Below are 25,756 nucleotides of genomic sequence, written 5' to 3' on the forward strand. Positions count from 1 at the left end.
CGGTCAGTCCCGCGGCTCGGCTTCGGTGTCGGTGTCGGTGTCGGTGTCGGTGTCGGTGTCGGTGTCGGTGTCGGTGTCGGCGCCGGCCGCGGCCGCGGCCGGCGCGGCGGCCTGCCCGGCTTGCGCACCCTGCGCCGGGTTCGCCTCGCCCTGCGGCTGCCATGGCACCGGATCGGCGGGCTGGCCGACCCTTGCCTTCTGCACGCCGGACACGATTACCCGCTCGCCCGCCTCCAGGCCCTGGGCCACCACCCAGTGGCCGTCCTCGGCACGTTCGGTGCGGATGTTCCTGCGCGCGACGTTGCCATCCTGCCCGACCACCAGCACGTAGGCGCCGGACGCGTCGCGCTGCACCGCCGGCTGCGGCACCAGGAACACGCCGCGCTGCTGGCCCAGGGTCGCCTTCAGGGTGACGTACGCGCCCGGCAGCAGCACCTTGTCCGGATTGGGCAGCGTGGCCCGCAGCGAGACCGCGCCGGTGGCCGGGTCGACCACGTCGCCGGAGAAATCCAGCTCGCCCGGGTGGGCGTAGGCGCTGCCGTCCTGCAGCAGCACCTGCACCTGCGCCGGCGCGGAGCGGTCCAGCTGCAGGCCGCGGATCCGCGCGAGCTCCGACACGCCCATCGAGAAATTCACGTACAGCGGATCGATCTGGTCGACCGTGGCCAGCAGGGTCGCGGCGCCCTGCCCGACCAGCGCGCCCTCGGTCACCTGCTGGCGGCCGGCGCGCCCGGAGATCGGCGCGCGCACGGTGGCGTAGCCGAGATTGATGCGCGCCGATTCCACCGACGCCTGCGCCGCCTGCACCGCGGCCGAGGCGCTGCGTTCGGCGGCCAGGGCGTTGTCGAGGTCGGCGCGGGAGATGAAGTTGTCCGGCGCCAGGCCGCGCGCACGCTCGGCGCTGGCACGGGCGTTGGCGAAATTGGCCTGGGCCTGGGCCAGCGCCGCCTGCGCCGAGCCGAGCTCGGCCCGGTACGGGGCCGGGTCAATCACGAACAGCACCTCGCCTTCGCGCACGTCGCTGCCTTCCCGGTACTGGCGCTTCTGTAGTACGCCCGGCACCCGTGCCCGGACATCGGCGCTGCGGTAGGCCGCCAGGCGGCCGACGAGATCCAGCTGCAACGGCATCGTGACCGGCTGCAGTGTCACCACGCCGACCTCGGGCGGCGGCGGGGCCTGCTGTTCCTGCTCGCCGCCACAGGCGGCCAGCAACAGCGCACAGAGTCCGGCGAGCGCCATTGGGCGCGGGCGCATCGTCATTGGGGAAGCTCCGGGGGGAGGTTGGTTCGAAACGCGGCTGCCTGCGCCACGCAAGTTCTTTTTAATTGCTATACCATTCAGTACAGAATTAGAATAGCGGCCGTTCGCGTGCCGAAAGTCACAGGAAGGAGCGCCGCACACGGATGTGTACCAAAACCTGACTGTCGGCACGCGCGAGACCCCAGGCCCCGCCTTAAGCTCCGCCTGCCCATCGTCGGTCCATCGCAGCAGTGTACTGCCGGGATCCGGCGCAATCGCAGGATTGGCGACGGGTCCGGCCTGAAATGCCGGATCCGGTACACCGGACGGAAGGGCGGCGCGGATCCCGGTTCACAGGACCGCTCGAGATCGGCACGCCTTCACCCGTTTCGCTCCATACGCCCCCAATCACCCCGTATCTCTCCCGAGGCCTCCGATGTCCAAATCTACCGCCACCCGTTCGCCCTCGGTGCGCAAACGCATGTTCTGGATGCTGCTGATCGTCCTGGTGGTGTTCGGCGGCGTGTTCGCCGTCAAGGCCGTGATGGACTACGGCATGAACCAGTTCTTCGACAACATGCCGCAGCCGCCGGTGGCAGTGAGCACGGCCGAAGCGAAGCAGGAACGCTGGAGCAGCGGCGTCGACGCGGTCGGCACCCTGGTCGCGGTCAACGGCACCGACATCACCACCGAGGCCGGCGGCGTGGTGCAGAAGATCACGTTCGAGGCCGGACAGCCGGTTAAGGCCGGCACCCTGCTGGCCGAGCTGAACTCCGCCAACGAGCTGGCCACGCTGAACTCGCTGGAAGCCTCGGCGAAGCTCGCGGCGGTGCAAAGCGAACGCTGGCAGGCGCTGGGCCGAGACCGACTGGTCTCGCAGGCGGACGCGGAAGAGCGCGCCACTCAGGCCGCCACCGCCCGCGCCCAGGCCGACGCCCAGCGCGCGCTGATCGCGCAGAAGCGCATCCGCGCGCCGTTCGACGGCGTGCTCGGGATCCGCAAGGTCAGCCTGGGCGAATACATCGCACCGGGCAGCGCGATCGTCAGCCTGCAGTCGCTGGATCCGATCTACCTCGATTTCACCCTGCCGGAGCAGTACCTGCCGCAGCTCCGGGAAGGCACGACCATCCGCGCCCGCGTCGACGCCCTGCCTGGCAAGGCCTTCGAGGGCACGATCACCGCGATCGAGCCGGGCGCGGACGCCAGCACCCGCAACTTCTCCGTGCAGGCGACGCTGGACAATCCCGACGGTGAACTGCGGCCCGGCACCTTCGCCAAGGTCGACTTCGACCTGGGTGAGGCGCAGGACGCGGTGGTGATCCCGCAGACGGCGGTCAGCTTCAATCCCTACGGCAATGCGGTGTACGTGGTCGCCGACGCGCCGCCCGCCGAGGACGAAGCGCAGCAGGAAGGCGAAGAGGCCGGCCCGAAGCACGTCGTCAACCAGCGCTTCGTCACCACCGGCGCGACCCGCGGCGACATGGTCGCGGTGACCGACGGGCTCAAGCCCGGCGAGGTGGTGGTGACCAGCGGTCTGTTGCGGCTGCGCAACGGCGCGGCGGTGACGATCAACAACGACGTCCAGCCCGCCACCGACGAATCGCCACAGCCGCAGAACCGCTGAGGCATGCGCCATATCGCTGAGCCCGCCCCCGCGGGCTCGCCCTCCCCCCGACCCTCTCCCGCCTGCGGGAGAGGGGGAGAAACCGGATGAAATTCACCGACATCTTCATCAACAAGCCGGTGCTGGCGATGGTCGTCAGCCTGTTCATCCTGCTGCTCGGCCTGCGTTCGTTCACCGAGCTCAACGTGCGCCAGTACCCGGAGCTGCAGAACGCGGTGGTGAACGTCTCCACCACCTATTTCGGCGCCGACGCCGACCTGATCCAGGGCTTCATCACCACCCCGCTGGAGCGCGAGATCGCCAGCGCCGAGGGCATCGACTACCTCGTGTCCACCAGCGCCGCCGGCGCCAGCACCATCCAGGCCTACATCCGCCTGGACTACGACCCCAACGAGGCGCTGACCCAGATCGCGGCCAAGGTCAACAAGCTGCGTGGCGAGTTGCCGGAGGAGTCCGAGGATCCGGTGATCGACCTGCAGCAGGGCCAGCAGATCGCGGCGATGTACGTGTCCTTCGCCAGTGACCGGCTCAACAACAACCAGATCACCGACTACCTGACCCGCGTGGTCGAGCCCCGGATCGCGACCATCGAGGGCGTGCAGCGCGCCGAGATCCTCGGCGCCGGCTCGTTCGCCATGCGCGTGTGGCTCAAACCCGATCGCATGACCGCGCTGCAGGTCACCGCCAGCGACGTGGCCGCCGCGCTGCGCTCCAACAACGTGCTCTCGGCGCTGGGCTCGACCAAGGGCCAGATGGTGTCGGTCGACCTGACCGCGCGCACCGACCTGCGCACGCCGGAGGAGTTCCGCCAACTGGTGGTGCGCGAGGAGAACGGCGCGATCGTGCGGCTGGGCGATATCGCCGACGTCGCGCTCGGCTCCGAGAACTACGGCACCTCGGTGCGGATCAACGGCGATGCCGCGACCTTCATGGGCATCTTCGTCTCGCCGGACGCGAACTCGCTGGACGTGATCAACGATGTGCGCGAGGTCTGGAACAACGAGATCATCCCGCAGCTGCCCGAAGGTATCGAGGGCACCATCCCCTACGACAGCACCGAATCGATCCAGGATGCGATCAACGAGGTGATCACCACGATCGTGGAAGCGGTGATCATCGTGATCGTGGTGATCTTCCTGTTCCTGGGCTCGCTGCGCAGCGTGCTGATCCCGGCGATCGCCGTGCCGCTGTCGCTGGTCGGCGCGCTGTTCCTGATGCTGCTGATGGGCTTCACCATCAACCTGCTGACGCTGCTGGCGATGGTGCTGGCGATCGGCATCGTGGTCGACGACGCGATCATCGTGCTGGAGAACGTGCACCGACACATCGAGGACGGCCTGTCGCCGCTCGATGCCGCGCTCAAGGGTGCGCAGGAACTGGCCTGGCCGGTGGTGGCGATGACCACCACCCTGGTGGCGGTGTACCTGCCGATCGGCTTCCAGGGCGGGCTGACCGGCGTGCTGTTCACCGAGTTCGCCTTCACCCTGGCCGGCTCGGTGTTGCTGTCGGGCGTGATCGCGCTGACCCTGTCGCCGATGATGTGCGCCAAGATCCTCAAGCCACATCACGGCGACGAGGGCAAGGGCCGGCTCGAGGCCTGGCTGGATGCCCGCTTCGACTGGCTGCGCAGCGGCTACCAGCGCAGGCTGCACGGCGCCCTCGACACCAAGGGCGTGATCGCCATCTTCGGCGCGATCGTGTTCGTGTCCTGCGTGTTCCTGTACGTCATCGCGCCGAAGGAGCCGGCGCCGCTGGAGGACGAGGGCTTCATCTTCGCCATCAGCAGCGCCGACGCCTACACCACCCTCGACTACGTCGAGCGCTACACCGAGGAGATGACCGAGATCGCCCGTGAGCTGCCGGAGGTCAACGACTTCTTCCTGTTCAACGGCGGCTTCGGCGGCGGCGGCGGCGCCAGCAACAGCGCGATGTCCGGCTACGTGCTCAAGCCCTGGAGCCAGCGCGACCGCTCGACCAAGCAGGTGCTGGAGCAGGAACTGCAGCCCAAGCTGGCCGAGGTCACCGGCCTCAACACCTTCGCGCTGGTGCCGCCTTCGCTGCCCAGCGCCGGCGGCGACGGCGGCGGCGAATTCCTGATCGGTGGCATCGGCTCGATCGAACAGCTCAATGAACTAGCCGGGGCGATCATCGAGCGCGCCCAGGCCAGCCGCCGCTTCATCTTCCTCGACACCGACCTGAAGATCGACAAGCCGCGCATCGAGGTGCAGATCGACCGCGACAAGGCGGCCACGCTCGGCATCGAGATGCGCACGCTGGCGGCAGACATGTCGGCGCTGCTGGCCGGCGGCTACGTCAACCGCTTCGCGATGGAGAACCGCTCCTACCGCGTGATCCCGCAGGTGCAGCGCAGCGACCGGCTCAATGCCGACCAGCTCAAGGATTACTACACCCGCACCCGCGACGGCGAGCTGATCCCGCTGTCGACCCTGGTGACGCTGAGGGAAAGCACGCAGCCGCAGACGCTCAAGCGCTTCCAGCAGCTCAACGCGGTGGGCATCACTTTCGCCCCGCGCCCCGGCGTGACCAAGGGCGAGGCGCTGCGGGTGCTGGACGAGGCCGCGGCCGACATCCTGCCGCAGGGCTACAGCGTCGACTACGCCGGCGAGTCGCGCCAGTTCAAACAGGAAGGCACGACCATGCTGGTGACGCTGGTGTTCGCGCTGATCATGATCTTCCTGGTGCTGTCGGCGCAGTTCGAGAGCTTCCGCGATGCGTTGATCATGCTGATCACGGTGCCGATGGCGATCAGCGGCGCGCTGCTGGTGCTCAACGCGCTGGCGCTGCTCGGCGGCGTGCTGGGAATGGCCGGGATCGAAGCCTTCCCCGGCATGAGCGTCAACATCTACACCCAGGTCGGACTGGTGACGCTGATCGGCGTGATCGCCAAGCACGGCATCCTGATCGTGGAGTTCGCCAACAAGCTGCAGGTCGAGCAGGGCCTCTCCAAGCGCGAGGCCATCGAGGAGGCCTCCGGCATCCGTCTGCGGCCGGTGCTGATGACCACCGCGGCGCTGGTGTTCGCGATGTTCCCGCTGCTGATCGCCAAGGGCCCCGGCGCGGCGTCACGTTTCGCGATCGGCATGACCATCGCCTCAGGCATGACCATCGGCACCGCGTTCACCCTGTTCGTGCTGCCGGCGTTCTACCTGTACCTGGCACGCGACCACACGCACGATCGCGAGCGCGCTGCACACGACGTCGACGGCGAACCGCTGCCGCCACCGGAGCCGCAGCACGGCTGAGGAGCTAGGAACGAGGAGTGAGGAACGAATTAGGAGCGGCGCGCCGCCTTCTCTCGTTTCTCGCTCCTCCTCCACTCGTTTCTCATTGCGCGTCGGCGACGACCCGCCGCCGCTCCGTAGGAGCGCGCCATGCGCGCGATGCCGCGGGCATTTTGCCGCCCGCGAATTCCGGTGACCGACGCACCTGCCGGTCCAGAGTCGCGGCATCCACCGGATCCGGCCGGCACCCGCGGCATCGCGCGCATGGCGCGCTCCTACGGGGGCGGCCAGGTCAATGTGCGGGCGGCGGCGACGGCATCGGGCGGCTGCATGTGCGGCAGCACGCCCAGGCACGGTGCCGGCAAGGCGTCGCGCAACAACTGTGCGTAGGCGCCGTCGCGGTCGAAGTCCGGCTCGATCCCGCTGCCGATCCAGCCCACCAGGCGGCAGCCGTCGGCCGCGATCGCGCGCGCGCTCAGCCGCGCATGGCTCAGGCAGCCCAGCCGCAGGCCGACCACCAGCACCACTTCCAACTGCAGCGCATGCACCAGCTGTGATTGCTCGAAACCGTCGGCGAACGGCGCCAGCCAGCCGCCGACGCCCTCGACCACCACCCGATCGGCGGTCGCAGCCAGGCGCGCATGGGCGGCGAGCAGCGGCGCCGGCGCGATCGCGATGTCCGCCTCGCGCGCCGCCAGTTGCGGCGCGGTCGCCGCCGGCAGCGGGTACGGATTGACGTCGGCATAGGACGGACGCGGATCGCTGGCGGCCCGCAGCGCGAGCGCATCCTCGTTGCGCCAGCCTTCGGCGGTGCGCTCGCATCCGCTGGCCACCGGCTTCATGCCGACCGCGCGCAGCCCACGCGCGCGCAAGGCGTGCAGCAGCGCAGCGCTCACCAGGGTCTTGCCGACCCCGGTATCGGTGCCGGTGACATACAGGTCGCACGCGCTCATGCCGGCGCTCCGCCTTGCTTCCTTCTTCGAAAAAGAGGGACCGAGGCCGAAGTTTCACGATGTGGCTTACTGCCCGTCCTCCCCCATTGAAAAAGGGGGATTGCCGCTGAAGTTTCCCCACATCTCCTGGCGCTTGTCTTCCCCCTTTGAAAAAGGGGGATTGAGGGGGATTTGCGGCTTTGTCGGGCAGCAGGCAAATCCCCCCAGCCCCCCTTTTTCAAAGGGGGGAGGCGACCAGCACCGAACGTCTCCAAAGCGGGAACGCACGCGGCGGCAGGAGAACATGTCCGGCGAACGCACGCCGAGCGGCGAAGCACCGCGGAAGGTTCATGGGCGAACGGCATCGGTGTCTCCTCCGGCGGCCGGGCCGCTGTTGCTACACTGCGCGGATGTTCGCATCCCAGCGCCTCGACGGCGACAAACCGGAGCAGTACGCACAGCTGACCGCGCAGGCCCAAGCGCTGCTGGCCGGCGAGCACGACCGGATCGCCAACGCCGCCAACCTGTCGGCGCTGGTATTCCACGCGCTGCCGGATCTCAACTGGGTGGGCTTCTATTTCTTCGACGGCACCGAGCTGGTGGTCGGCCCGTTCCAGGGGCAGCCCGCCTGCGTGCGTATTCCGTTGGACAAGGGCGTGTGCGGCGCCGCTGCGCGCAGCCGCCGCACGCAGCGGATCGACGACGTGCACGCCTTTCCGGGTCACATCGCCTGCGACGCCGCCTCGCGCTCGGAACTGGTGGTGCCGCTGTTCGACGGCGACACCCTGATCGGCGTATTCGACCTCGATAGCCCGCTGACGGCGCGCTTCGACGTCGACGACCAGACCGGCCTGGAAGCCGTTGCCCGCATCTGGCTGGAGTCGCTGCGATGACCGCACCCAAGATGCGCAACATCGGTCCGAAGTCCGCCGCCTGGCTGCGCCAGGTGGGACTGCGCACGCGCGAGGACCTGGAAGCGGCCGGCCCGGTCGAAGCCTACATGCGCGTGCGCCGCGCCGGTTTCCGCCCCAGCCTCAACCTGCTCTATGCACTGGAAGGTGCGCTGCTCGACTGCCACTGGCAGGAGGTGCCGGAAGCGCGCCGCCAGCAGCTGGTCGAGGCTGCCGAGGCCGCGATCGCCGACCTGCCGCCGCCCCGTGGTCGCCCCGCGGCGGGGCCGGTGACAACCACCGTGCACCAGGAAGACGCGCCGGCCTCGCCCGACCTTCCGGACACCGACACTGACGATTGAGCCGCCATCGCGAGACAGCGGATCTCTGTCGCGTGGCGCGATGCCTGTACTTCGTAGGAGCGCGCCATGCGCGCGATGCCGCGGGCACTTTGCCGCCCGCGGATTCCGGTGACCGGTGTGCCTGCCGGTCCGGAATCGCGGCATCCACCGGATGCTGCCGGCACCCGCGGCATCGCGCGCATGGCGCGCTCCTACGGCGATGGTTGCCATCGGCACGTGTGCCGACGATCCGGCACCGCCCGGATCGCGTACAATCGCCCCGCTTCAGGTGACCCGACGGCGACCGCCGCCGGGTTGAAACGGGAAGCCGGTGACGCCCTCGCGGCCACTCCGGCGCTGCCCCCGCAACGGTAAGCGAGTCAGGCATCGCAATCGCCACTGTGCCGGTTCCGGATTCCGGAACGATGCATGGGAAGGCGCGATCGCCGGAACCGGCATGCACTGCCGCCGGTTCGCCCGCAAGCCCGGAGACCGGCCTGAAGCAGGGGAATCTTCCCCTGACCGGTTGCCGATGCGGAGGGCGTCGTGGCAGCGATGCCGACGCTTGCCGTCCGCTTCCGCCGCCTCCCTTCTCTTCGCGCAGCTCCACCGGGCACGCGCGTCGCCGCGCGTGCCTTCACCGCTACCGCGTGCGTGGGTGCGCGCGATGGAGACTATGCATGCAGTACCGGATCCTCACCCTGGCCCTCGCGGCCGCGCTCGCGCCGCTGCCGGCGCTCGCCGCTCCCGCGGCCACCGACCTCGACGAGGTCATCGTCACCGCCACCCGCACGAAGATCGCGCTGGCCGACAGCCTGGTCCCGGCGCAGGTGATCGACCGCGCCGAGATCAAGCGCAGCCAGGCTGTCTCGCTGCCCGAGCTGCTGCGCGGCCGGGCCGGCATCAACCTGGTCAACAGCGGCGGGCCCGGCAAGCAGAGCTCACTGTTCATGCGCGGCGCCGGCTCCAACCAGATATTGGTCCTGATCGACGGCGTGCGCATCGGCTCGGCCACCGCCGGCCTGCCGGCGCTGCAGGACATCCCGGTGGCGCAGATCGACCGTATCGAGATCGTGCGCGGCCCGCACTCGAGCCTGTACGGCGCCGACGCGATCGGCGGCGTGATCCAGATCTTCACCCGCCGCGACAGCGGTCCGCCGCGGCCGCGCTTCCACGCCGGCATCGGCAGCCATGGCCTGCGTGAAGCCGGTGCCGGCATCGGCGGCGGCAGCGAGCGCGCCTGGTTCGGCGCCGATGTCGCACACCTGCGCACCGACGGCATTGATGCCTGCCGCGGCACGCTGGCCGGTTTTGGCGCGGGCTGCTTCGCCGAGGAGCCCGACCGCGACGGCTATCGCAACCGCTCGGCCAGCCTGCGCGGTGGCCTGGCATTCTCCGACGCCTGGACGCTCGACGGCGTAGCGCTGCGTTCGGAAGGCGACAACCACTTCGACGGCACCTGGGCGAATTATTCCGAGACCGTGCAGCAGGTGGTCGGCGCCAAGCTCCGTTTCGAACCGTCAGAAACGCTGACGCTGCAGGCCGGCCTCGGCCGCAGCGACGACCGCACCGACGACTACCTCGACGGCGATTTTGTGGCCCATCTGCGCACCCGCCGCGAGCAGGCCTCGCTGCAGGCCGACATCGCCCTGGCCTCGGAGCAGGTGCTGAGCGTCGGCGCCGACTGGCTCGACGACCGGATTGCCGGCAGCACCGAATACGACCTCGCCAGCCGCGACAACCTCGGCGTGTTCGCCCTCTGGCAGGGCGACTTCGGTGCGCAGCAGTGGCAGGCCAGCGTGCGCAACGACGACAACGAACAGTTCGGCAGCCACGCCACCGGCAGCCTCGCCTGGGGCCTGGCCTTCGGCCCGAACCTGCGGCTGACCGCCAGCTACGCCACCGGCTTCCGCGCACCGAGCTTCAACGATCTGTACTACCCGTTCTCGGGCAACCCGGAGCTCGATCCGGAGCAGTCGGACAACCTCAATCTCGGCATCGCCCAGGCCCGCGCCGGCTGGAGCTGGTCGCTCGACCTGTACCAGAACCGCGTCGACGACCTGATCAACTACGACGCCACCACCTTCCGGCCGGTGAACGTCGACCAGGCGCGCTTGCGCGGCGCGGAGCTGACCTTCGCCACCGCGCTGGCGGGCTGGGACCTGTCGGCGCAGCTGAGCCACGTCGATCCGCGCAATCGCAGCGAAGGCGCCAACCATGGACGCCTGCTGGCGCGCCGTGCGCGCAATACCGGCCGCATCGACCTGGATCGCGCATTCGGCGCGTTCCGCTTCGGCGTGACGCTCAACGGCGCCGGACATCGCTTCGACGATGCCGCCAACACCACGCGCCTGGGCGGCCACGCCACGACGGACCTGCGCTTCGAGTACGCCTTCCATCCGGAGTGGACGCTGCAGGCGCGCGCCAGCAACGTCTTCGATCGCACCTACGAGACCATCGCCTGGTACAACCAGCCGGGCCGCGAGTACGGCCTGACGTTGCGCTACGCGCCGGTGCGCTGAGCGGATCCGAGGTCGAGCCGGGCCGTGGTTCCTTTCCCCGGGAGGGACCGGATCTCGAGCGTCCAGCCGAGATGGGTGCAAAGCCGCGCAATGAGGTCGAGGCCGATTCCCCCGCCCTCGCGGCTGCCGCCGCGCGCCGCGCGGGCGTAGATCGCACTGATCTCCTCGGGGGTCATGCCGTGGCCGGGGTCGACGATCTCGACCACCGCCTCGGGCAGCAGGCGGATGCCGATCTCGCCCGAGTCGCTGTTCTCGACGGCGTTGCGCAGCAGGTTGCCGATGGCGGCCTGCACCACCGGCAACGGCGCCAGCAGCTCGTACGACGGCGGCGGCGCGAGGGTCAGCGCCAGCCCCTTGTCCTCGGCCATGGGGCGGTGGTCTTCGACGATGTCCGGCAGCAGCTGGTCGAGCGCGATCCGGTCGTTCGCCTTCGCCAGCCGCGCCGGGTCCTTGGCCAGCACCAGCAGCAGCGAGATCAGCCGTTCCATGTCCTGCGTGGTACGCCGGATCCGGGTCAACTGCTGGCGCGCCGCCGCCGGCATGCCGGGTTGCGCCGTCGCCAGCTCCGCCGCGCCCGCGATCACCGAGATCGGCGTGCGCAGTTCATGACTGGCACTGTCGACGAAGGCGCGCTCGCGCTCGACGAACTGCGCGTTGCGGCGCAGATAGTCGTTGAGCGCGTCGGCGATCACCACCAGCTCCGTGCTCGCCCTGTCGGGGATCTCGACGCGTGCATCGCTGGCCGGCCGCAGTTCGCCGATGCGACGCGCCATGTCGCTCAGCGGCCGCAGCAGGCGTCCGGCGCCCCAGGCCGCGAACAGGCCGAGCAGCACCACCACCACCAGCGCCGAGGCGAGCATGGTGAGCCCGAGTTCCAGTTCGCGGCGTTCGAGGTCGTCGATCTCCAGCGCCAGGACCATCGGCCGCCCCTCCAGCCGCCGGACCAGCAGCACGTGTTCGCGGCCGTCCAGGAGCACTTCGTCATGCAGGCCGGGCCCCAGCGCCGCCAGCGCCGGCGGCAACGCGGCGGCGCCGTCGTAGAGCGTGAGCGTTTCGGTATCGGCCCAGCGGTAGCCCGGATCGGTCCGGCTGCGCAGGACGAAATGATCGAACTCCGCTTCCAGCAACGATTGCCATACCAGCGCCTCGGCACGCTCGTTGACCACGTAGCCGTGCAGCAGCACGGCCAGCGACAACAGCGCCACGTAGCCGAGCAGGCCGATCGTGATGCGGCGCCGCAGGCTGCTCCTAGCCATCGGCGGCGTCCGCTTCGACCGTTCGCTCGGCCAGCCGGTAGCCGACGCGCGGCAGCGTGTGGATCAGCTTGCATGCGAACGGCTCATCCACGCTGCGCCGCAGCTCGTAGATGTGGGAACGCAGCATGTCGCCGTCGGGCGGGTCGTCGCCCCACAGCGCCTGCTCCAGGCGCTCGCGGGTGACGGCGGCGGGGCTTGCGCGCATCAGCACTTCGAGCAGTTTGCGGCAGGCCGGATACAGGTGCAGCACGCGGCCCTCCCGGGTCACGTCGAGGGTGGCCAGGTCCAGGCGCAGGTCCGCCACCGCCAGCACGCGGCTGCGGCCGTGGCCGGAGGCGCGCGCGACCAGCGCCTCCAGCCGCACCTCGAGTTCCGGCAGCGCGAAAGGCTTGGTCAGGTAGTCGTCGGCGCCGGCGCGGAATCCGGCGATCTTGTCCGGCAGTTCGTCGCGCGCGGTCAGCATGAGGACCGGCACGTCGGACCCGGCGTCGCGCAGGCGGCGCAGCACCTCGCGCCCGTCCAGGCGCGGCAGCATCCAGTCCAGCACGATCGCGTCGTAAGTCTGCGTGCCGGCCAGGTGCAGGCCCGTCGGCCCGTCCGGCGCGGCATCGAGCACGTAGCCGCGCGCCTCGAAGTATTCGAACAGGTTCGCGACCAGGCTGCGGTTGTCCTCGACCACGAGCACGCGCATTGCAGACTCCTCAGGTATCGCGCGCAGTCTCCGCCTGGATACGTCGGAACGGCGTCGGAACGCGTTCCGACGATTCTCCCACGTCGCCGCGCGCAGCATCGCCAGCCCGTCCGAACCCGCGCCATGCATGGCCAGCCCCGTCGCCAAGGCCCGATCGCCCCGCCGGGCGCTGTTCCCGCTCGCACTGCTGGCCGTGGCCGCGCTGGTCGCGGGGCTGGGCATGCGCGACCCGTCGCCGCCGGACGAACCGCGCTTCGTGCTCGCCGCGCAGCACATGATCGCTTCGGGCGACTGGCTGGTGCCCATGCGCGGGCGCGAGTTGTATGCGGAGAAGCCGCCGGTCTTCATGTGGCTGCAGGCGACCACCTGGCTCGCCGTGCGCGACTGGCGCATCGCCTTTCTGCTGCCGTCGCTGCTCGCGGCGCTGGCGACGCTGTGGCTGACCGGCGACCTCGCCGCACGGCTGTGGCGGCGGCGCTACGCGCCCTGGGCCGCCGGCGCGCTGTTCGTCTGCCTGCAATTCGGGCTGCAGGCCAAGCGCGCGCAGATCGACATGGTGCTGGTACTGCTGACCACGCTGTCGCTGTGGGGACTGCTGCGGCACCTGCTGCGCGGTCCGGACTGGCGTGCCGCCTGGATCGGCGCGTTCGCCGCCGGCGTCGGCACCGTCACCAAGGGCGTCGGCTTCCTGCCGCTGCTGGTGCTGCTGCCGTGGCTGGCGGCACGCCGGTGGCGGCCGGCCGCTGTTCCGGCACGGGCCGATGGATGGCGCTGGGGAGTGTTCGCGCTGTGCTTCGCCGCCGGAGCGGCGGTGTGGCTCGGGCCACTGCTCGTGGCCGTGCTGAGGTCCGCGGATCCCGCGCTGCAGGCCTATGCCGCCGAACTGCTGCTGCACCAGACCGCGGAACGCTACGCCCGCGCCTGGCACCACCTGCGGCCGCCCTGGTACTACCTGCAGGTGATGGCCACGCTGTGGCTGCCCGGGGCACTGCTGCTGCCGTGGCTGCTGCCGGTCTGGTGGCGGCGGCTGCGACGCGGCGATGCACGCCTGCTGCTGTTGCTGGGTTGGGCAGGGCTGGTGCTGCTGTTCTTCAGCGCCAGCCCGGGAAAGCGCGAGGTCTACGTCTTCCCGATGCTGCCGGCACTGTGCGTGGCCGCGGCGCCGCTGCTGCCTGCGCTGCTGCGCAGGCGCGACGTGCGTGCATTGCTGCTGGCATGGCTGCTGGCCCTTTCGGCGGCGCTGGCGCTGGCAGCGGGGGCGGCGCTTGCCGGCCTCGATGATTGGGCACAGCGCATCGCGGCGCAGCGCGCGATCGGCGCCGGGGAGCTGCAGGTGCTGCTGCTGTGGCTGCTGGCGCTCGGCGTCGCCGGCCTGCTGTTGGCGGCCTGGGCGCGCCGGCGTCGCATCGCCCCCGCACTGCTGGTGTTCTGCGCACTGCTGTGGACGGTCTACGGCATCGGGCTGGCGCCGGCGCTGGACCGCAGCAGCTCCGCGCGCGGCCTGATGCAGGCGGCCGCCGCGCAAATCGGTCCGGACGCCGAACTGGCGCTGCTGGCATGGCGCGAACAGCAGCTGCTGCAGGCCGATCGTCACGTGGCCGAGTTCGGGTTCCGGCAACCGTGGCACCGGCAATGGCGCGAGGCCTCCGCCTGGCTCGCATCGGCGCCGGAACGCAGGTGGCTGCTGCTGCCGGAAGCGGCGCTGGGGCCTTGCGTCGCGCCTGCGCACGCCGTGCGCATCGGCCGCACGAACCGAATCGACTGGTGGCTGGTGCCGGGCACCGCGGTCGCGCGCGATTGCACCGTGCCACCGTTCGACGACCGCACGGCGGACGAGACATAGCCGCGGCCCCGTGCGAGGAAGCACGAAAGCGAGAGCGCCGGGGCCGGGAAAGCGACCGTCGATTTAACGAACTGCAAATTCCACTCCCACCGCTCTCCGACAGGGCCGGTCGGACCATCCCCACGGCCAACCCCCACCACTTCCCTCGCACCCATGCCACAGCCCTCAGAACGCGACGCCATGCAGCGATCCGATCTGCAATGGCGCGCCGCCCCGCACTTCGCCGGATCCGCCACCGCCAGACGTCTTCGGCGCGCGCCGGCGGAGACCGCCGATGCGCGCTGAACGATCGACGCTGCCGCTGTCGGTAGTGATCCCGGCGTACGACGAGGCCGGCAACCTGCCCGCGCTGGTGCTCGAGACGGCCGCCGTGCTGCGCGGGCGAACGGCGTTCGAAGTCCTCTGCGTCGACGATGCCTCGAACGACGGCACGGTGGAGGCGTTGCGCGCACTGCGCGGCCGGGTCCCGGAGTTGCGCCTGCTGCGCCATGCCCGGCGGTGCGGGCAGAGCACCGCGATCCGCAACGGCGTCCGCGCGGCGCGTGGCGCGTGGATCGCGACCCTCGACGGCGACGGCCAGAACGATCCGGCCGACATCCCCCGGCTGCTCGAAGTGCGCGACGCCGCGCACGCGGTGCACCCCGCGGTGAAAATGCTCGCTGGTTGGCGGGTCAGGCGCCGCGACTCCGGCGCCAGGCGCTGGGCCTCGCGCTGGGCGAACCGGATTCGCGCGCGCCTGTTGCACGACGACACGCCCGATACCGGCTGCGGCCTGAAGCTGTTCGAGCGCGCGGCCTTTCTCGAGCTGCCCTACTTCGACCACATGCACCGCTACCTGCCCGCACTGATGCAGCGCGCCGGCTGGCAGACGCGGAGCGTTCCCGTCGGCCACCGGCCGCGGACCAGCGGGATCTCCAAGTACGACAATCTCGGCCGCGCGCTGGCCGGGCTCGCCGACCTGCGCGGAGTCACCTGGCTGATGCGCCGGTCGCGGCTGAGCCAGGTCGAAGAGCTTTGACATGGACTTGAACACGCAGGTCGCCTGGCTGGAATGGACCGGCATCCACCTGTCGCCATGGAAACTGATCGGGCTGACCGGTGCGCTGATGTTCGGTGCCCGCTGGGCGGTGCAGTTCCTCGCGTCGCGCCGCGCGGGAAGGCCGGTGATCCCGCGCGCGTTCTGGATCATGAGCCTGGCCGGCAGCGCGATGACGCTGAGCTATTTCCTGTTTTCGCAGAAGCAGGACGCCGTGGGCGCGCTGCAGAACCTGTTTCCCGCGTTCACCGCCGGCTACAGCCTGTGGCTGGATCTCCGCCACGGGCGTTGCGGCCGGCGTCCCATCCTCGAAGCCGGTCCGGATGCGTGTCGGCGCACCGCGGCTCAGGCGCCCAACCGCCCGGGCAACAGAGGTTCCAGGCGTTTGCCGCGGATCGCGCGCAGTGCGCGCACCAGGTCGCGGTAGCTCGCCGCGAGCTGTTCGAACAGTGCCGCGTAGGCAGTCCGGCTCGACTCGGCCACGCCCTGGTATGCGCCGCGGCCGAGCTCGATGAAGTAATCGGCATCGACCCGGCGCCGCTCCGCCAGCGCCGGGTACAGCCCGGCGATCAACAGGCAGCGGTCGCCGACGTCGCGCAGCGCATCGGCGCGCATGCTGCCCAGTTGCTCCTGCGCGTGCAGCCATTCCAGCGCCTGGGTGCGCGCCAGCAGGTGCGCATCGCGCTGGTGGCGCAGCAGCACGAACACCAGATAGCTCTCGCGCGCCTCCTCGAACGCTTGGCCGCTGCGCTCGCAACCCTCGCGCACCAGGGCCTGGTAGAGCTCGGCCGCAGCGCCCTGCCTGATCGTCGCCATGTCGTCTCCTCCCCGTCGTCGTCGACCCGAACATACTCCGGTCGGTCGTCGATGCCTTGTCACTCCGGAGGGGCGACTGCCAACGCGGCGCCGGGCCGCCCGGCGACGGTTCAGGATCGGACGCTGGCGGCGCGGTCCATCGCGAACAGATCTTCCTGGGCGAGCACGTCCTCGCGCTCGCGGAACCCGGCCAGGCCGACGCCGACCAGCCGGTAGCGGGTGGACGGCGGCAACGTCACGCGCCCACGCAGCGCCAGAGCGATCTCGGTGAACTGCGCCAGGCTGGCCGGTGGAACGTCCGGCGTATGGCTGCGGGTGAGGATGCGGAACTGCGCGGTCTTGAGCTTGAGCACCACGGTGCGGCCGACCCGTTCGGTCTTGCAGGTGGCGGCCCAGGCCTTCTCCGCCAGACGCCGGATCGCCGGTTCGAGTTCGGCCAGCGGCAGGTCGCGTTCGAAGGTGTCCTCGGCGGAGATCGACTGCACCGGCTGGTCCGGCTCCACTGCGCGCTCGTCGATGCCGCGCGCACGCTGGTACAGCCGCGCGCCGAAACTGCCGAAGCGGCGTTCGAGGTCGGCGGCGGCGAAGCCACGCAGGTCGCCGACGGTGGCGATGCCGAGATCGGCCAGCTTCTTCTCCATCACCTTGCCGACGCCGGGAATCCGCCCTACCGGCAATGGCGTCAGGAATGCCTCCACCTGCGCCGGCCTGATCACGAACACGCCGTCGGGCTTGTTCCAGTCCGAGGCGATCTTGGCCAGGAACTTGTTCGGCGCCACCCCGGCCGAGGCGGTCAGCGCCGTCTCCTCGCGGATCTGGGCGCGGATCGCCTCGGCGGTGGCGGTGGCGGTGGCGCTGGGCGCGGGCAGTTTCGGCGCGGTGACGTCCAGGTAGGCCTCGTCCAGCGACAGCGGCTCGACCAGGTCGGTATGGCGCAGGAAGATCTCGCGCACCTGCCGCGAGGCCGTCTTGTAGCGCGGGAAGTCCGGCGGCACGAATACCGCATCCGGGCACAGGCGCTCTGCGCGCACCGCCGGCATCGCCGAGCGCACGCCGTATTTGCGCGCCTCGTACGAGGCCGCGCAGACCACGGAACGCGCGCCGCGCCAGGCCACCACCACCGGCTTGCCGCGCAGCCCCGGATCGTCGCGCTGCTCGACCGAGGCGTAGAACGCGTCCATGTCGATGTGGAGGATCTTGCGCATCGGCACCATTATCCGCCGCGCCGGCGAGGCGAGGACATCCCAGGCACGTGGCTCCGGCCCGGCCCGGAACCGACGACGGTGCACGCACCATGAACGGTGCGCGCGGCTTTGACCTGATCGTGACGACCCGGGCGCGAACATCGATGCGTCACGGAGAACCCCCATGTCCCGTGGAGACAAGCCGGCCGATGCCGACGGATTGACGCGTCGGCCGAGACGATCGGATCGTCGGTACACGAGCACGGCCGACGCCATGAAGGGCACGGCGTGCGTCATTACAGCCATGACCAGCCGGCGGGATCGCGGCGGCAACAGCTCCGGAGCGGACCACGCATGAACACCGAACGCAACGATCGCAAAGCACCTGCCGGCACCAGCACCGGTACCGACACCGGCAAGCACGGCCAGGATGCACCCGAGGACCAGGACGAGCGCAAGCACCACGAGAACGAGAACCAGGACGAGGCGCTGGAAGAAACCTTCCCCGCCAGCGACCCGGTCTCGCCGTTCGTCCCGGCCAAGCCGCGTCGCTGAAGGCCGGATCCGCCGCAACCCGTCGGCGATCACCTGCTAGAGCGGCGTTCGTTCGCAGTCGCCGTCCTGGCCGGCGAGCATGCACAGCGCGTGGCCGCGCGCGCGCCTGCTTGGGTTTCAACTTCTCCAGCAGGTGACTTGCCGGGGAGCGGGAGTCAAAACGCGCATGTCTCCCATCCCGGGGGCGTCGCGCCGGTCGAGTCGCCTTGGAAATGGTTTCGAAGCGTTCTCTGCGCCCACTCGTCGGCCTCGGCGACCTGCGCCCGGCTCAGGCCCACCGCGGCCGAGGCGAGCTTCCGGTCGAGCATGGCGACGCGGTGCCGCTCGGCGCCGAGCCGGTAGAGCTTGAGATAGCGGTAGTGCAGGGCCGGGTCGGCACCGACGAAACCGGCCAGCAGGCCCTGCGCGCCCGGCTCGTATGCCCGCTGCAGCAGGTCGACCACCCGCCAGTCGCCGGCGCCGAGGCCGGCCTCGATCAGCCGCGGCACGTGGCTGCGATAGGCTCGCAGCGACTCGGGGCGATCGAGCAGGCGGCGCGTGTCCAGCAGCGGTCCGCGTTCCAGATAGCAGGCGCGCGCGTCCTCGTCGCCGAGCATCGCGGCCTGCGCGAGGTTGTCCACCAGGGTCGCGAGCATTTTCTCGTTCACCCCTGCACAGAGCGCCTGGTCCATGCCGATGGCGTCCTGGCGCAGTTCCATGGCGTCGAGATGGTGCTGGTAGGTTCGCAGCTGGGCCGCGCTCATGCCCTCGACTTCGCGGCGGGTGAACGCGTCGATGGCCGCCGTCTCCTTCCGCTCCGAACCACGCAGGCGACGGCAGCGGCCGAGATCGCGGACCAGGCGGGCCGCTGCGCTCGCATCGCCGGCGTTCGCACGCGCCTGCAATTCGGCGAACGTCCCACCCAGCGATGCACCGGTGACGGGCAATGGCGCGTCCCTCGCTTCGGCGCGCGGCGGGCGGGTAGGCGGAGATGTCGCCTCGGTCCGGCTCCCGGCGGCAGCGCCTTCGGCTTCGGCCTCCAGCGTCGGAGACGGCCCGGGAGCGTTGGCGTGGCCGAGCAGGTACGCGCCGCCGATCGCGATCAAGCCGGCACAGGCGACAAGCAGGTATCTTCGATTCATGCCGTGAGGATCACTCGTCCGGGAATCCGCAGGGATCCCATCCGGGGACCGTCGCTTCGGTGGAATGGCTGTCGTCGAAGTTGCCCCTGAAGACCGATCGCGCCCAGGCGTCGGCTTCGGCGCGTTGCTGCGGATCGAGCCGCGCTGCGGCCGCCACCAGTTGCCGGTCCAGGTCTTCGATGCGGTAGGGCTCCGCTCCGAGCCGGTAGAGCCTCAGGTAGCGGTAGTGCTGGTGGGCATCCGAGCCCAACGCGCCGGCGAGCAGGCCCTCCGCGCCCGGCCGGTAGGCTTCGCGGAGGATGTCCACGACCTTCCAGTCGCCGGCGGCGATGCCGGCGTCGATCAAGGACGAAACGCTGCCGCGGTAGGTGCCCAGCCGTTCCGGATGGTTCACCAGGCCGCGCGCATCGTAGTTCGGCCCGAGCGCCAGATAGCAGGCGCGCGCATGTTCCTCGCCGAGCTCGGCCGCCTTGCGCAGGTTCGGCACCAGGGAAGCGAGCATGGCGTCGCTGGCGCCGTCGCACAGGACGCGGAGCCGCTGCATGTTCCGTGCGTTGGACTCGATCGCGTCGAGCCGGTGCCGGTAGCTCTCCAGCTGCGCCGGTGCCAACGCATCCACCTGCTCGCGCAAGGTCTCGTCGGCGAGACCGGAGACCCTCCGGTCGATCGCCTCGATGCGGCTGCAGATGCTGAGGTCGCGGTACAGGCGCGTCGCCGCCGCGGCGTCGCCGGCGTTCGCGCGCGCCTGCAATGCGGAGAAGGCGTCCTTCAACCGCGCCGGGCGCGGATACGGCGTCACCTCCCCGCGAACGGCCGGCGCCGCATGCATTCGGGTGTGCGGCTTCGCGTACGCCACGCCTTCGGAGGCCGCGACGGCTCTCGCCGAAGTCCCGATTTCTTGCGGCTGCGGACCCTCGGCGCGGCCCAGGAAGTAGCCGCCGACGGCGATGATCAGCCCGGAAAGCACCACAACCAGCGGCCGGTGGCGAGGCATCGGCCCGGATTATCGCAGAACGGCCCGCACGGGCCGTTCCGCCATGGATTGCCTTCGGTGCAGGCGCATACGCGACGGATCGCGGCTACAGCTCGCTGTCCTGCACGTACGCCGCGGCGGCGATCGAGGTATCGCCGCTCATCACGGCGGTGTTGCGACCGGCGGCGGACGGCAGGCCCACTTTCAGGTTCACCGCGCCCGAGACCAGGGCGACCAGCACGTCCGAGACGATCGGCAACCCAAATGCGACGTTGCCGCAGCCCGTCGCCGCCGGCACCGAAAACGCATTGTCGACCAGGGTGGCACCATCGTTCTGCAGGTATCCGATGTAGTTTTCTTCGTCCGTCCACACGGGATACGCCGTGCCGGGATCGCCCGAGATCGGTTCGTTCGGCGCCGGCGGGTCGGTCGTGCCGGTCTGCAGCTCGACGACGATCGGATTCTCGGCCGATCCGATATAGCAGTTGCCGCCCAGGAACGGGTTCCGCAAGCGCACCCGGACGGCCAGGCGCACGGCCGTCGGATCGCTGCCGTCGGTTGGCGGATACAGCGCGTTGCTGAAATTGGCCTGCACCGGCTCGACCAGTTCCATCGTCGCGGTGACGTCGTTGGCCGTACCGACGATGAGCCAGAAGAGCTGCGACAGCGGACCCGGCCAGTCGGGCGCCGGATTCATGATGCCCAGCAGGCCTCCGGGCACCTTGCCCGGGGGCGCATCGAGCGTTGGCGCGCCGACCGCGTCGTACAACGGCGAAGGACCCAGCGACTCGACCCCGCCCTGCAGCACGATCGGCTCGTCGATCGGCAGCGTGGTGTTGCCGATCGTGAACACACCGGAATCGATCACGCTGTAGACGCAGCTTCCGACATTCGGATCGAGGTATGGGCAGTGCTTGAAGATCGCGTATGGCCCCGAAGGCGTTCCCGCGGTCGCCCCGGGAACCGTGGCGATGCCGGCCAGCGTGGCGGCCAACGCGACGGAAAGCGATAGTCTGAGCATGGCGTGCTCCTGGTGAATGGAATACCGGATGCATGCGGTCATGCATCCACGGTCCTTCCCATGACGCCCGGAAGGCAATCCCGAAGCAGACGAAAAGGCGCCGGACCCGGCAACTCGATGGCACGTCGGCTGACATGCCACCGGAATCTCCTTGAAGAGTGGCAGCATCCAATCTTTTGCCGGGCCCGGCATTGAAGCGAACCCTCCCGCACCGGGCCGTCCATGGCCCCGGCCTCCAGGCCGTCAAACCTCGGTTGGAACTCCTGCGACTCTGACGCCGTGCCGGCCTGCACTCAGGGGAAGACGGCGTCCGCCGTCGGGCTGGAAGACAGGTGCGGGCTTCTCGACTGGACGGTGCAGGCGCCCAGGTTTCCGCTGAAGGAGAAAACGCCGCTGTTGTTCAGCGTTCCGGTCACGTTGCCCGTGCAGGTCACGCCGAGCGCCGGAATCGTCACGCTGATGCCATTGATCGTCACGTTGTTCGGTCCGGCACTGCTGGTCGGCGCCGCCACCGACCAGGGAAGGTTGTTGGCGGTGATCGCCTGGCACGCGCTGGTGGGACCGAAGGTGGCGGCGGTCACCCTGGCGACGCCATTGGTCACCTGCATGGCGAAGTTGGCCTGGTCGCATGGGAGCGAGTTACCGAGGACGGTCGCGTTGGTCGGTCCGGTGAAGTTCGTGGTGCCGTTCGTGTTGCCGCCGACCGTGTAGTGGGCCGCGAATGCCGTGGAAGCGATCAGGGTGCCCGCCGCGGCAAGGCCGCTGATCACGATGGATTTCAGCTTGGACATGATGGACTCCTCGTGTTGGATGGACGTACCGCATGAATCTCCGTAGACACCGCGAATGGTGGAGGCGCTCGCGGTCGATGCCACTGCGGCGAATTCCCTTTCGCGCGACAGGAAGTTCCCGCACTTCTTCAATGCAGCCTGTCAGTAGAATCCCTTGCGAATGCTGAGCCCGATGATCTTCGGGTCCTGGATGAAGACGTTGCTGGTCAGGCCGGTGTCGTCGCTGTTGAGGAACGTGCCGGTAATCGCATCGCCGTCCAGCAGGTTCTTGACGTACAGCTGCACGGCCAGGTCCGTCTCCGGCCTGTACCAGGTCAGCGAGAGGTTGATGTTGTTCCAGTCGTCCAGACGGTCGATTTCGTCCTGGTAGACCCGCGCCCAGCTCTTGCCCTGGTAGTACAGGTCGGCACGCAGGGTCAGGTCGCCGTGCAGAGTGAAGAACGTGTACTGCGGGCTCAGGCTCAGCGTGACGTGGGGCGCGTTCGGCAGATTGTTCCCGCTGAGATCCTTGGCGAAGCCCTGGCCACCGTTCGGCCCGTCGACCAGGGGATCGTAGCTGAACCCGTAGACGTCCTCGTTGACGCTACCCGGCAGGAAGCCCGCACCGGAGGGAAGATTCGAGGTGCAGAAGAATTGCAGGGTATTGGCTGCGTCCGGGGTGCCGAACGCCTGCCCGGAATAGTGGTATTGCAGGACCGTCTCCACCAGGTCCTTGGGCGCGATGCAGTTCGAGGCCAGCTGGATCCACGGCCGCACGACCACCCAATCGGGGTTGCCGGCGGTGCGGTCCATGACGTCGATCGAGGACTGGCCGTCGGCGATGCGGGTCCTGAGCAGGCCGAGGTTGCCGCTGAGCTGGAAGCCGTCCGTGGGCCTCCACACTGCCTCGAGCTCCGCGCCCCAGGTCCTGGCGTCGAAGTTCTCGTTCAACGTGGCGCGGTCGACGATCTGCGAGACCTGGTAGTCCTTGTAGTCGTTGTAGAACAGGGTGGCGTTGAACAGGAATCGGCCGTCCGCCATCACGTTCTTCATGCCGAGCTCGAGGGCGTTGACGTATTCGGCCCTGAACCGCGGATCGCGCACGACGAACGGGAGCACGTCCGGATCGGCGCCGATGCCCGGAGAGTTGGTGCCGCCGGCCTTGTAGCCGCGCGCCAGCGAGGCGTAGAACATGGTGCTGTCCGTGAACGACAGGTCCGGCGACCAGTCCAGCACCAGCCGCCCGGTCGGCTCGTTCCACGTCTGGCGGATCTCCGGCAGGGCCGGATAGCCGCTGTTGACGTAGCCGCCGCCGACGTATCCCGGCGCCAGCAGCAGCTGGCTCGGGATCGGCGTCGTGGTCTTGACGTCGCGGGTGAACCGCAGCCCGGCGGTCAGCCGCAGGGCATCGGAGACCTGCCAGTAGCCTTCGCCGAAGATCGCGGCCGAACGCGTCTCGGCGAGGTTCCGGCTGCGGAAGTAGTTGTGGCCCTGCCCGTCGATGCCGGCGATGGAATTCGGATCGATGTACAGGCACGATCTGCCGGAGCCGTCCGGCCGGGGTTCGGTCTGGCCCGGCGGGCACGAGGCGACGATGTCGCTGCCCGCGAACCCGACGCGGTTGAAGTAGCTCTGCGAGATCGCGGTGAAGACGTTGTTGAAGGCGTAGTAGCTCTCGTCGATCTCGAATTCCAGGTAGTTCGCGCCGATGCTGAAGTTGAACGGCCCGTCGTAGGAAGACTGCAGGCGGAATTCCTGCGACCGCTGCGTGCTCTGCGCGTCCACGAGATCGGCCATCAGCATGCGGTCGGAGCAACCGAGTTGCGGATCGCAGAAGACCCCGCCCGGCGCCAGGTCGTAGGCCGGAGCCAGCGTTCCATCGGGGAGGAACTGGTAGAGGTTGCTGGAGGTGTCGGCGAACACCGGGCCGGACTGGAAGCGGCCGTAGTCCTGCGTGGAGTAGTAGCGGTCGCGGGTATACAGGGTTTGCGAGATGAAGTTCAGCCGGTCGCCGACGCCGACGTCGAAGTTGAGTTGCGCAGCATCGTTCGAAGCGTTGAACTTCGGATCGTAGGTGGTGGCGATCCTGCGCAGGTCGCGCGACTGGGTCGCATCGGCATACGGGTCGAGGCCCGGCTGGATCAACGTGCCCAGGCCGACGAAGTTGCCGTCCTCGTCCAGCTGGTAGCCGGTGATCCCGGCCAGGCCCGCGGCGGCCAGCACGTACGGCAGTCCAGCGCCGTTCGGGACGCCGTAGGCGCCCTCGCCGTAGAGGGAACCGTCGACGCAGCCCTGGCTCATGTAGTTGCGGTCAACCGCGGAGACGGTGGTGGCGCCGATCGTGACCGGTCCGGCATCGTTGTGGCAGAGCTGCTTGCCGGTGCGTGCGCGGGTGTCGTCTTCCTGGTAGTGCTCCCAGACCAGGCTGGCGTCGAAGCGGTCGCTCGGCCGGAAGCCCAGCGAGGTGCGCACGCCCAGGATGTCGCGGTCGTTGACGTCCTTGCCGGTGACCTCGTTGTGGTCGTAGCCGTCGCGCTTGGTGTACTGCGTGGCCAGGCGGAAGGCCAGACTGTCGCTGAGCGGCAGGTTGATCATGCCGTTGACCCGGCGCGTGCCGTAGTTGCCGACTTCAGCCTTGGCATTGGCCTCGAACGCGTCGGGATCGGCCACGTTGGGGATCATGTTGACCACGCCGGCGGTCGCGTTGCGCCCGTACAGCGTCCCCTGCGGTCCGCGCAGCACTTCGACGCGCTCCACGTCGAAGTATTCCTGCTCGAAAAGGCGGTTGCGGATCATCGGCGTGCTGTTGAAGCTGATCGCGACCGCCGGATCGGTGGTCACCGACAGCGCCTGCGTGCCGATGCCGCGGATCTGGAAGTTGTAGCTGGCGAAATTGGTCTTGGTGAAACTGACGTTCGGCGTGGCGGTGACCAGGTCGCCGCCGGTCTCGATCTTGCGATCGTCGAGCTCGCCGCCGCCGAACGCGGTGATCGCGATCGGCACCCGCTGGATGTTCTCGACCTTCTTCTGCGCGGTGACGACGATGGCGTCGAACGTGGTCACGTCCCTGGACCTGGCCTGTTCCCGCACGTCCGGTCCCGCCAGCCGTTCTACCTGGGAGGCCGCCGCCGGCTGCGTGTCAGCGGCCTCCCGGGCGTTTCCCTGGCGTGCTCCTTCGACCGGCGTCTCCTCCCGCTTCTGGGCAACAGCCGATGCGCTGTCGATGAGGATCACGCCCGAGTCACTGGTGGTATACCGAAGACCGGTGTCCGCGAGCAGTTCACCGAGCGCCTGCAGCGCCGGCTTCTCGCCATGCACCGCATGTCCGGTCTTTCCGGTCGCGAGTTCGGGCGCGTAGAGGAGCTGCTGGCCGCTTTGCCGCGCGTATTCCGACAGCGCGGCGTCGAGCCGCTGCTGCGGAATGTCGAACCTGGCGGTCACCTCGCCGTGCGCATACGCCGCCAGGCACGGCAGCAACGCCAGCAATAGCGTACAGGGCCTGGCCACGCGCGCCGGCAGGCACTTCTGGTGTCGCACTGACGTCATCGATTTCCCCTCCGTTTCGCGATCCGTCTTCGCGTGGCCTCGTCTCTATACAGACGCAGCCCGCGGGGAAATCCGAACCCACTCCGCGCACTGTCGTGGCGGAACCTCCGCGCTCGAACGGTCAGGACATGCGACGACGCTGGTTTTTCTGCAT

At 69.3% G+C, this 25,756-nt stretch carries 19 protein-coding genes, 1 pseudogene and 1 riboswitch; of the genes and pseudogenes, 9 read left to right on the top strand and 11 right to left on the bottom strand.

Annotated features, from left to right (window positions below):
• Positions 1-3 precede the first annotated feature (3 nt).
• The gene (locus tag FXO19_RS06565; RefSeq protein WP_149194276.1) at positions 4-1,260 is read right to left on the bottom strand and encodes an efflux RND transporter periplasmic adaptor subunit; all 1,257 of its coding nucleotides are present in this window, start codon (positions 1,258-1,260) and stop codon (positions 4-6) included.
• A gap of 415 nt (positions 1,261-1,675) precedes the next feature.
• Here FXO19_RS06565 and FXO19_RS06570 point away from each other — a divergent pair, with 415 nt between their 5' ends.
• The gene (locus FXO19_RS06570; RefSeq protein WP_223115441.1) at positions 1,676-2,863 is read left to right on the top strand and encodes an efflux RND transporter periplasmic adaptor subunit; all 1,188 of its coding nucleotides are present in this window, start codon (positions 1,676-1,678) and stop codon (positions 2,861-2,863) included.
• Between the two features lie 86 nt (positions 2,864-2,949).
• Positions 2,950-6,126, top strand: coding sequence for an efflux RND transporter permease subunit (locus FXO19_RS06575; protein WP_149194277.1), 3,177 nt, complete (start codon positions 2,950-2,952; stop codon positions 6,124-6,126).
• Between the two features lie 254 nt (positions 6,127-6,380).
• Here FXO19_RS06575 and bioD read toward each other — a convergent pair whose 3' ends face one another.
• Complete coding sequence (gene bioD, locus FXO19_RS06580) at positions 6,381-7,058, bottom strand: dethiobiotin synthase (protein WP_149194278.1); 678 nt, start codon at positions 7,056-7,058, stop codon at positions 6,381-6,383.
• Between the two features lie 389 nt (positions 7,059-7,447).
• On the opposite strand from bioD, the gene FXO19_RS06585 reads away from it, so the two are divergent.
• The 3 genes from FXO19_RS06585 to btuB all read left to right on the top strand — a co-directional run bounded on the left by FXO19_RS06585 (position 7,448) and on the right by btuB (position 10,790).
• Complete coding sequence (locus tag FXO19_RS06585; protein WP_149194279.1) at positions 7,448-7,930, top strand: GAF domain-containing protein; 483 nt, start codon at positions 7,448-7,450, stop codon at positions 7,928-7,930.
• Entirely contained in the window at positions 7,927-8,289 is a 363-nt protein-coding gene (locus FXO19_RS06590; RefSeq protein ID WP_149194280.1) for a TfoX/Sxy family protein, read from the top strand. The genes FXO19_RS06585 and FXO19_RS06590 overlap by 4 nt, the downstream gene beginning before the upstream one ends.
• A gap of 249 nt (positions 8,290-8,538) precedes the next feature.
• Positions 8,539-8,783: riboswitch (cobalamin riboswitch) on the top strand.
• Between the two features lie 165 nt (positions 8,784-8,948).
• Positions 8,949-10,790: a TonB-dependent vitamin B12 receptor gene (gene btuB, locus FXO19_RS06595; protein WP_149194281.1), complete on the top strand. Its 1,842-nt coding sequence runs from the start codon at positions 8,949-8,951 to the stop codon at positions 10,788-10,790.
• Here the strand turns inward: btuB and FXO19_RS06600 are convergent.
• Both FXO19_RS06600 and FXO19_RS06605 read right to left on the bottom strand, forming a co-directional pair.
• The gene (locus tag FXO19_RS06600) at positions 10,772-12,046 is read right to left on the bottom strand and encodes a sensor histidine kinase (RefSeq protein WP_149194282.1); all 1,275 of its coding nucleotides are present in this window, start codon (positions 12,044-12,046) and stop codon (positions 10,772-10,774) included. The genes btuB and FXO19_RS06600 overlap by 19 nt on opposite strands.
• Complete coding sequence (locus FXO19_RS06605) at positions 12,039-12,737, bottom strand: response regulator transcription factor (RefSeq protein ID WP_149194283.1); 699 nt, start codon at positions 12,735-12,737, stop codon at positions 12,039-12,041. The genes FXO19_RS06600 and FXO19_RS06605 overlap by 8 nt, the downstream gene beginning before the upstream one ends.
• 127 nt (positions 12,738-12,864) lie before the next feature.
• Between FXO19_RS06605 and FXO19_RS06610 the strand changes: the two genes are divergently transcribed.
• The 3 genes and pseudogenes from FXO19_RS06610 to FXO19_RS06620 form a co-directional block, all read left to right on the top strand.
• Entirely contained in the window at positions 12,865-14,580 is a 1,716-nt protein-coding gene (locus tag FXO19_RS06610) for a glycosyltransferase family 39 protein (RefSeq protein ID WP_149194284.1), read from the top strand.
• Between the two features lie 274 nt (positions 14,581-14,854).
• A complete protein-coding gene (locus FXO19_RS06615; protein ID WP_149194285.1) occupies positions 14,855-15,598 on the top strand; it encodes a glycosyltransferase family 2 protein in 744 nt (247 codons plus the stop codon).
• 1 nt (position 15,599) lies between these two features.
• Positions 15,600-15,899 (top strand): annotated as a pseudogene (locus tag FXO19_RS06620) (lipid-A-disaccharide synthase N-terminal domain-containing protein); the annotation flags it as partial.
• 62 nt (positions 15,900-15,961) lie between these two features.
• Here FXO19_RS06620 and FXO19_RS06625 read toward each other — a convergent pair.
• Positions 15,962-16,432 carry a hypothetical protein gene (locus FXO19_RS06625; RefSeq protein WP_149194287.1) on the bottom strand — a complete coding sequence of 157 codons (471 nt, stop codon included), beginning with the start codon at positions 16,430-16,432 and terminating at the stop codon, positions 15,962-15,964.
• Between the two features lie 110 nt (positions 16,433-16,542).
• Positions 16,543-17,646, bottom strand: a complete 1,104-nt coding sequence (dinB, locus tag FXO19_RS06630; RefSeq protein WP_187775661.1) for a DNA polymerase IV — start codon at positions 17,644-17,646, stop codon at positions 16,543-16,545.
• A gap of 324 nt (positions 17,647-17,970) precedes the next feature.
• Between dinB and FXO19_RS06635 the strand changes: the two genes are divergently transcribed.
• The gene (locus FXO19_RS06635) at positions 17,971-18,171 is read left to right on the top strand and encodes a hypothetical protein (RefSeq protein ID WP_149194289.1); all 201 of its coding nucleotides are present in this window, start codon (positions 17,971-17,973) and stop codon (positions 18,169-18,171) included.
• Positions 18,172-18,326: 155 nt separating this feature from the next.
• On the opposite strand, the gene FXO19_RS06640 is transcribed toward FXO19_RS06635, so the two are convergent.
• From FXO19_RS06640 to FXO19_RS06660, 5 genes are all read right to left on the bottom strand, one after another.
• Complete coding sequence (locus FXO19_RS06640) at positions 18,327-19,292, bottom strand: hypothetical protein (RefSeq protein ID WP_149194290.1); 966 nt, start codon at positions 19,290-19,292, stop codon at positions 18,327-18,329.
• Between the two features lie 10 nt (positions 19,293-19,302).
• Positions 19,303-20,286 (bottom strand): S24/S26 family peptidase, encoded by a 984-nt coding sequence (locus FXO19_RS06645; protein WP_149194291.1) that lies wholly within the window; start codon positions 20,284-20,286, stop codon positions 19,303-19,305.
• A gap of 85 nt (positions 20,287-20,371) precedes the next feature.
• Entirely contained in the window at positions 20,372-21,478 is a 1,107-nt protein-coding gene (locus FXO19_RS19405; RefSeq protein ID WP_223115442.1) for a hypothetical protein, read from the bottom strand.
• Positions 21,479-21,579: 101 nt separating this feature from the next.
• Complete coding sequence (locus FXO19_RS06655; protein ID WP_149194292.1) at positions 21,580-22,077, bottom strand: hypothetical protein; 498 nt, start codon at positions 22,075-22,077, stop codon at positions 21,580-21,582.
• 141 nt (positions 22,078-22,218) lie between these two features.
• Positions 22,219-25,602 (bottom strand): TonB-dependent receptor, encoded by a 3,384-nt coding sequence (locus FXO19_RS06660; RefSeq protein ID WP_149194293.1) that lies wholly within the window; start codon positions 25,600-25,602, stop codon positions 22,219-22,221.
• Positions 25,603-25,756 lie beyond the last annotated feature (154 nt).

The organism is Luteimonas suaedae, assembly GCF_008312895.1.
GTDB classification, from domain to species: domain Bacteria; phylum Pseudomonadota; class Gammaproteobacteria; order Xanthomonadales; family Xanthomonadaceae; genus Luteimonas; species Luteimonas suaedae.

Excerpts from the sequence above, each read along its gene's own strand:
- FXO19_RS06565 (WP_149194276.1), bottom strand. The coding sequence starts at position 1,260 with ATGACGATGCGCCCGCGCCCAATGGCGCTCGCCGGACTCTGTGCGCTG.
- FXO19_RS06570 (WP_223115441.1), top strand. The coding sequence starts at position 1,676 with ATGTCCAAATCTACCGCCACCCGTTCGCCCTCGGTGCGCAAACGCATG.
- FXO19_RS06575 (WP_149194277.1), top strand. The coding sequence starts at position 2,950 with ATGAAATTCACCGACATCTTCATCAACAAGCCGGTGCTGGCGATGGTC.
- bioD (WP_149194278.1), bottom strand. The coding sequence starts at position 7,058 with ATGAGCGCGTGCGACCTGTATGTCACCGGCACCGATACCGGGGTCGGC.
- FXO19_RS06585 (WP_149194279.1), top strand. The coding sequence starts at position 7,448 with ATGTTCGCATCCCAGCGCCTCGACGGCGACAAACCGGAGCAGTACGCA.
- FXO19_RS06590 (WP_149194280.1), top strand. The coding sequence starts at position 7,927 with ATGACCGCACCCAAGATGCGCAACATCGGTCCGAAGTCCGCCGCCTGG.
- btuB (WP_149194281.1), top strand. The coding sequence starts at position 8,949 with ATGCAGTACCGGATCCTCACCCTGGCCCTCGCGGCCGCGCTCGCGCCG.
- FXO19_RS06600 (WP_149194282.1), bottom strand. The coding sequence starts at position 12,046 with ATGGCTAGGAGCAGCCTGCGGCGCCGCATCACGATCGGCCTGCTCGGC.
- FXO19_RS06605 (WP_149194283.1), bottom strand. The coding sequence starts at position 12,737 with ATGCGCGTGCTCGTGGTCGAGGACAACCGCAGCCTGGTCGCGAACCTG.
- FXO19_RS06610 (WP_149194284.1), top strand. The coding sequence starts at position 12,865 with ATGGCCAGCCCCGTCGCCAAGGCCCGATCGCCCCGCCGGGCGCTGTTC.
- FXO19_RS06615 (WP_149194285.1), top strand. The coding sequence starts at position 14,855 with ATGCGCGCTGAACGATCGACGCTGCCGCTGTCGGTAGTGATCCCGGCG.
- FXO19_RS06625 (WP_149194287.1), bottom strand. The coding sequence starts at position 16,432 with ATGGCGACGATCAGGCAGGGCGCTGCGGCCGAGCTCTACCAGGCCCTG.
- dinB (WP_187775661.1), bottom strand. The coding sequence starts at position 17,646 with ATGGTGCCGATGCGCAAGATCCTCCACATCGACATGGACGCGTTCTAC.
- FXO19_RS06635 (WP_149194289.1), top strand. The coding sequence starts at position 17,971 with ATGAACACCGAACGCAACGATCGCAAAGCACCTGCCGGCACCAGCACC.
- FXO19_RS06640 (WP_149194290.1), bottom strand. The coding sequence starts at position 19,292 with ATGAATCGAAGATACCTGCTTGTCGCCTGTGCCGGCTTGATCGCGATC.
- FXO19_RS06645 (WP_149194291.1), bottom strand. The coding sequence starts at position 20,286 with ATGCCTCGCCACCGGCCGCTGGTTGTGGTGCTTTCCGGGCTGATCATC.
- FXO19_RS19405 (WP_223115442.1), bottom strand. The coding sequence starts at position 21,478 with ATGCCGGGCCCGGCAAAAGATTGGATGCTGCCACTCTTCAAGGAGATT.
- FXO19_RS06655 (WP_149194292.1), bottom strand. The coding sequence starts at position 22,077 with ATGTCCAAGCTGAAATCCATCGTGATCAGCGGCCTTGCCGCGGCGGGC.
- FXO19_RS06660 (WP_149194293.1), bottom strand. The coding sequence starts at position 25,602 with ATGACGTCAGTGCGACACCAGAAGTGCCTGCCGGCGCGCGTGGCCAGG.